General features: G+C 39.7%; 5 protein-coding genes and 1 pseudogene. 4 read left to right on the top strand and 2 right to left on the bottom strand.

The features are described 5' to 3' along the window. Positions 1-624, top strand: a pseudogene (locus tag F6K20_RS21945) (apocytochrome f); the annotation flags it as partial. 193 nt (positions 625-817) lie between these two features. Here F6K20_RS21945 and F6K20_RS21940 read toward each other — a convergent pair. Next, positions 818-1,066, bottom strand: a complete 249-nt coding sequence (locus F6K20_RS21940; protein ID WP_287296015.1) for a hypothetical protein — start codon at positions 1,064-1,066, stop codon at positions 818-820. 124 nt (positions 1,067-1,190) lie between these two features. Between F6K20_RS21940 and F6K20_RS21935 the strand changes: the two genes are divergently transcribed. The 3 genes from F6K20_RS21935 to F6K20_RS21925 all read left to right on the top strand — a co-directional run bounded on the left by F6K20_RS21935 (position 1,191) and on the right by F6K20_RS21925 (position 4,762). Next, entirely contained in the window at positions 1,191-1,616 is a 426-nt protein-coding gene (locus tag F6K20_RS21935) for a hypothetical protein (RefSeq protein WP_008186800.1), read from the top strand. Positions 1,617-1,700: 84 nt separating this feature from the next. Beyond that, entirely contained in the window at positions 1,701-4,055 is a 2,355-nt protein-coding gene (locus F6K20_RS21930; RefSeq protein WP_008186797.1) for a pentapeptide repeat-containing protein, read from the top strand. A 287-nt stretch (positions 4,056-4,342) separates the two neighbouring features. After that, positions 4,343-4,762 (top strand): DUF29 domain-containing protein, encoded by a 420-nt coding sequence (locus F6K20_RS21925; protein WP_008186795.1) that lies wholly within the window; start codon positions 4,343-4,345, stop codon positions 4,760-4,762. A 452-nt stretch (positions 4,763-5,214) separates the two neighbouring features. Here the strand turns inward: F6K20_RS21925 and F6K20_RS21920 are convergent, their stop codons facing one another. Beyond that, positions 5,215-5,439: a hypothetical protein gene (locus F6K20_RS21920; RefSeq protein WP_287296013.1), complete on the bottom strand. Its 225-nt coding sequence runs from the start codon at positions 5,437-5,439 to the stop codon at positions 5,215-5,217. Positions 5,440-5,699 lie beyond the last annotated feature (260 nt).

Raw genomic sequence — 5,699 nt, 5'->3', positions numbered from 1 at the left:
TCCGAAGGTTTCAAGATTGCTCCTCCTGACCGGATTCCGGAGGAAATGCAAGAAGAAACCGAAAACATGTACTACCAACCTTACAGCGAAGACCAGGAAAATATAATACTCGTTGGTCCTCTACCAGGTGAGGAGTATCAAGAAATTGTGTTCCCAGTTCTGTCTCCTGACCCCAGAACTGAGCAAGATATCTATTTTGGTAAATACCAGCTTCATGTCGGTGGTAACCGGGGACGGGGTCAGGTTTACCCCACTGGAGACCTTAGCAATAATAATGCCTTCAATGCCTCTGCCACTGGTGAAATTACCAAAATTTCATTTGAAGAGTATGTTGGCTACGACGTTACTATCAAGACCCCAGATGGCGAGACTGTAGTTGATACGGTTCCCCCTGGCCCAGAGTTACTGGTTGCTGAAGGAGATCAGGTAGTATCAGGACAACCTCTGAGTACTGATCCTAATGTTGGTGGATTTGGTCAAAGGGATGTGGAAGTGGTCTTACAAGACCCAGCTCGGATTAAGTGGTTGATGCTTTTCATCGGCGCGATTATGCTATCTCAAGTTTTGCTAGTTCTGAAGAAGAAGCAAGTAGAGAAAGTGCAAGCTGCTGAAATGAATTTCTAGTATTAAGTGGCTGGTTTAGAGGTCACAAAGCGCGTTTGTATCTGGGTTGTAAACACAATTCTTGGCGAAAAAGGCAAGAGGCAAAAGGCAAAAGGCAAGAGGGTAAAGAGATCCTCAGTTTTATTGTCCAATAACAAAATCCTTGCTAGGTTTACATCTCATTTATAAACGCGCTTATTGCAATAGTTATTGGTTAAAGGTTGACAGTTGATGGTTGTAGGGATGTATAGTTGTGTCCCTTGACTAATTCAATGGTCAACCTTTGTTTATTTAGGGAGTCGGAAGTCGGGAGTCGGGAGTCGGGAGTCGGGAATAGAAATATAATAATCGTATCTGATTCGTGGAAGCCGTAGGGTGCGTTAGGGACGGACTCGCCAAGAAGCAAGCTGTAGCCAGTTTTGTGGAAGTACGTCCCGTAACGCACCACGAGGTCAAACTTCAAAAATGAGATGCACCCGATGGTAGAAGGGAAGGGATAAGCAGGGAGTTTTGAATAAGTCCAGGGATTTTAGAAATGATTTAGGATTGCTATATATCAATCTAAATTTGTGCCAGGTGATTGAACTATGAATGAAAATACTGATCAAAGTCGGAGCTTTACAGTTGGCGATGTAGGAGGGGACTTTAAACCAATCGGCTCAGCAATGATGTCAGATAACGTTCAGATTAGCGGTACAGTTGCCGAGTCCATAAACCAGTTACCTGCTTCCCCTGATCCTACAAAACCAGGTATCAAAGAACTATTGTCTCAACTAATTGAGGCAATCTCTACCTCGTCAGATCTACATGATGACGACAAAGCTGAAGCTTTGGAGCAGGTGAAAATTCTAGCTGAAGTTGGAAATAATCCTAATGATGAAGCTATGAAAAAGAAGGCAAAGACAGCAATGAAAATATTGAAAGGAACGGTTTCTGGCTTACCTAATGTTGCTAAACTAGCAGAGTCATGTAGTAAATTGTTGCCTTTAATTACCAATTTATTGGGGCTGTAACTATTATTTTTTTAAAAATTATGGTGTCACCCTAATTTTTAAAATGATCCACTCTTTAGGCTTAGTTTTCTGAAGGTAAAGCAAATGGCAAACAACCTGCATATTAACTTACTGCGGCAAGGTTTCAAAGTCTGGAATAAATGGAGAAAGCTAAATCCTCTTATTCCTAAGCTTAAGGGGGCGAATCTTACAGGATTAAACCTCTTTAAAGTAGATCTCAGTGGAGCAGATCTCAGTGAAGTAGACTTTAGCAAAACCTCACTCTACAAAGCAAACTTAAGTGGTGCGAACCTCTATAAAGCAAACCTTAGTACTGCAATTCTTCAGGAAGCAGACCTTAGTAAAGCAAATCTTATCGAAGCTAACCTGAAAGATAAAAAATTTCCTCAAACAAATCTCAGCGGAGCAAATCTTACTAGGGCAAACCTTAATGGAGTAAAATTCTATGCACATACAAACCTTAATCAGACCAACTTTAGTTTGTCGAATTTCAGTCGAGTAGATTTTAGCGGACTAAATTTAAGGGGTAGTAACTTTACTGGAGCAAATTTGTATCAAGCAAATCTTAGTACAACAAACCTTAATGGAACAAACTTCAGTAGCGCTAATCTTAGTGGAGCTAACCTCGAACATGCAAATTTACGAGAAGCCCAGATTCAAGAAGCAACTATTGATGAGAAATGGTATTTAGTTTGGGACATCGTTAATAATGGTGTAGAAGGGCGAGAGCTTCAAGGACTTGATCTAAGTATGGCTGACCTTGAAGAAGCAAATCTTTGTGAAGCTGATTTGAGTAGGGTCGATTTCACAAGAACAAAGCTTAATGGAGCTAATCTTGCCAAGTCTATTCTAGTCAAAGCTAATTTCTGTGAGGCAGATCTTAGGGGAGCAGATCTTAGGGGAGCAGATCTTAGGGGAGCGAACCTCAACTATACAAAATTACACCGCACCCAAATTCAGGGAGCAATTATTGACCAAAAATGGTATTTGGTTTGGGACATTGTTAATAATGGTGCGGAAGAACGAGATCTTACCGAAGCCGATCTTAGTGAAGCCGACCTGAGTGAAGCAAACTTCAAAAACGGAAATCTTAGCAGAGTTGATTTTAGTAGCTCTATTTTGAACAGAGCCGATTTGAGTTGGACGGATCTTAGTAGAGTAAATTTCACGAAAGCAAATCTTGCCGGAGCCAATTTTAACTGGGCAGACTTGAACAATGCAGATCTTAGCGAAGTGCAAGGATTTGACTCAATAATCTGTAGCGGTGCTAATTTTAATTGCGCAAGCTTCCGTCAAATAAAAATTTCCAGTGACTCGCTTCATGTGTTTAGAGAAAAAGGAGCCAGTTTCGATGAAGCAGATTTCAGTGAAGCAAATATCCTGATCAGCATTACTGCTAATGCTCCAGTCCGAAATAAAAAAGAGTTTTTTGAAAGTCTACTCTCTTGGAAAAATCAAGAATCGCTTAATGAATCTATCAAAAAATCGTTCTTCTCATCCGAGAAAAGTTTGATACCTGGAATATTGCTGTATACGGATGAAGATGAAAAATTATCCCTTTATGTAAGAAAACACTTTGATGCTCTAGACAAACTAACGGGAGATTGGTGTACTATCTATCTTTTGGAGAATCCCTCCCCTAAGTGGAGACAAGCAAATCACAATTGGAGGAGAATGATTGAATCTGGTTTGGATCTAAACTGGTTTAGAAGTAAACCCTACGATAAGTCTGAAGCCTATGATATTGCTAGACAGTTGAACGTGGAGTTAAGCAATCTTCCATGTCTTGTTCTTATTTCTCCTGAAAACTTATCTGAAAGACTCGTATTTGAAATCCAAGAAGTATCAGCTAGCTACTTTCGTAAATTATTTTCAACTATTGAAAAATTAGTTAAAAATTCTAAAGTTAAAAAAACAAATCAAAACAAAGTACGATCTCAAGTTTTCGAGCATATAAAAATTAACTTTAATGAAATAGTAGGGTTTTTGGAAAAAAATGCCACTAAGGATGAAAAAAATTCTGGTGTCAAGTATTTTTTTAAAAGTAATAATCTTTCGGTTTACGTTGAGCCCGTTAATATCGAAAACGTAAACTACACGAATCAAAGTCGAAGTCTTACAGTAGGAGATGTCGGGGTAGATTTTAAGCCAATTGCTTCATCATTTATAGCAGATGATTTGAGTGTGAGTGGTACGGTTGCTGAATCTATCGATTTTGACCAAAGCATGCCTAAAGGGGTGGAGCTTCAAAACCGACAGGAGGAAAAAACTCTAAGCCAAACCTCTAAATCTGATGAATCCAAATCTATACTTAAGTTTGTAGTAATAATTGTTATTTGCTTTGCTTTCCTCGCAGGAGTAGCAGCATACATATTCTTTCAATTAGGCTTATCTAGGAATCCCGTGCCTCGCCCATCTCAAGAGCAAAGTGCGATGTAGGGATTATGCCGTTAGTGCTAGATTCAGAACGAAAAACTTTCTCTTGTTACTAAAAGCTACCAGGTGGCTTTTATTTTGATAATGCAGAAGCTCCCCATAGGATTGCCTGTGGTAAGATAAAAAAAGAGGATATATCAACTATAAAATACCCCTTGATTAGTTGACTCTATGCTGTTAATTTTTTATCTGAAATCCTCAAGAGTAGTGTTATTTTTTGCCGACAGTTTTACCTGAAAACGGGAGAGCATCTGATCGTTACAAAAAAAATAGAAAAGGATGAACCAGCAATGAATAATAGTGACTTGTATGATCAGGATTTCGTTCTGTGGACTGAGACAACTTGCCAGCAACTCAAAACCAGAAACTTTGATGAGTTGGATATAGACAATTTAATTGAGGAGATAGCATCCTTGGGAAGATCCGATAGACGAGAGCTTCAGAGCCGACTTAAGGTTTTGATGGAACATTTGCTAAAAAGGCAGTACGTAGATTCAGAGCCTGATTATCGAGGCTGGGAAAATACTATCGATGAACAAAGAGAACAGATTAATCTTCTGTTGTCTGAATCTCCTAGCCTCAAGCCTTATCTTGAATCGGTCTTTACGGATTGCTACAGATATCCACTGAAGAAGGTGAAGAGGAATTATCCATCTGTTAGTTTCCCCCAGAATTGTCCTTTTACTTCTGATATTTTAGATCAAGATTGACTTATCCTAAGCTGGTCTTGATTTAAATTATATTGTTATGACAGCAGGGGAGAGGGTTTGACGGTGCTTCTTTGTACTGAATTTGCTGTGATTGAGATTGGGCTATTTGAAAATAACTCCAATCGGAATCTGATGCGATTGGCCGTTGGCCACGCTACGGGATGAAGCGAAGCTTCCGCGCTTGTGCGATTGACCGTAGGTCACGCGGGGCGCGTTCGCAATAACACGATGATAGCAATCAATCGCTTGCTTAACTCACATTCCACACCCATCTATAGCAAAAAAAAATAGCCGTAGAAATAATATCCACGGCTATTTCAGTAAACACTATGTCATGTCTCTCACTTCCCGAATCAATCCGGATGTGATCCTATTTTATTCGGCAAAGGTCACATTACGCGAACAGCCTGGAGTCGTTGCCAGGGGGGAAACCCCCCCAGAAATTTAACGTGTTAACGCCAAGTCGAATACTTGGTTGCAAAACTAATTACTTGCCCTGGAATACCCGTCGGCTGCAAAGGACTCCAGTCGGAAACCTTTGCATACCCGAGTGCAGAAAGGGAGTAAATAGTATTGGTGACTCCTTCAGGAGAGCCCTTAATGTACTTAATTCGTTGTTTCTTTTGCTTAGACTCCTCAGGATTATTGTTTTGATTCGGGATAAAGTTTTGAGACATGGTTAAGAACCTGAATTATGTTTACAATGATTATTGTAATGATTATAATTAGATTTGTCAAGGGTTTTTATAAATTTTTTTTGGGGAGTTAATTTGAGAATGAATTTAAAAAAACGAACGCATAACTTTAGGGAACGCAGGTAAGCTGATGTAAATTTAAATTCGTTATTTCTTGTTCCCAGACCCGGTGGTGCGTTAGGGACGGCTCGCCCTGATATTACGTTTCGCAGTCAGTGTTGACATAGCCCGTCCCGTAACGA

This window comes from Moorena sp. SIO2C4 (genome assembly GCF_010672485.1).
GTDB classification, from domain to species: domain Bacteria; phylum Cyanobacteriota; class Cyanobacteriia; order Cyanobacteriales; family Coleofasciculaceae; genus Moorena; species Moorena producens.
Note: the sequence above shows the minus strand (reverse complement) of the source record. Positions and strands in the feature narration are given on the sequence as shown.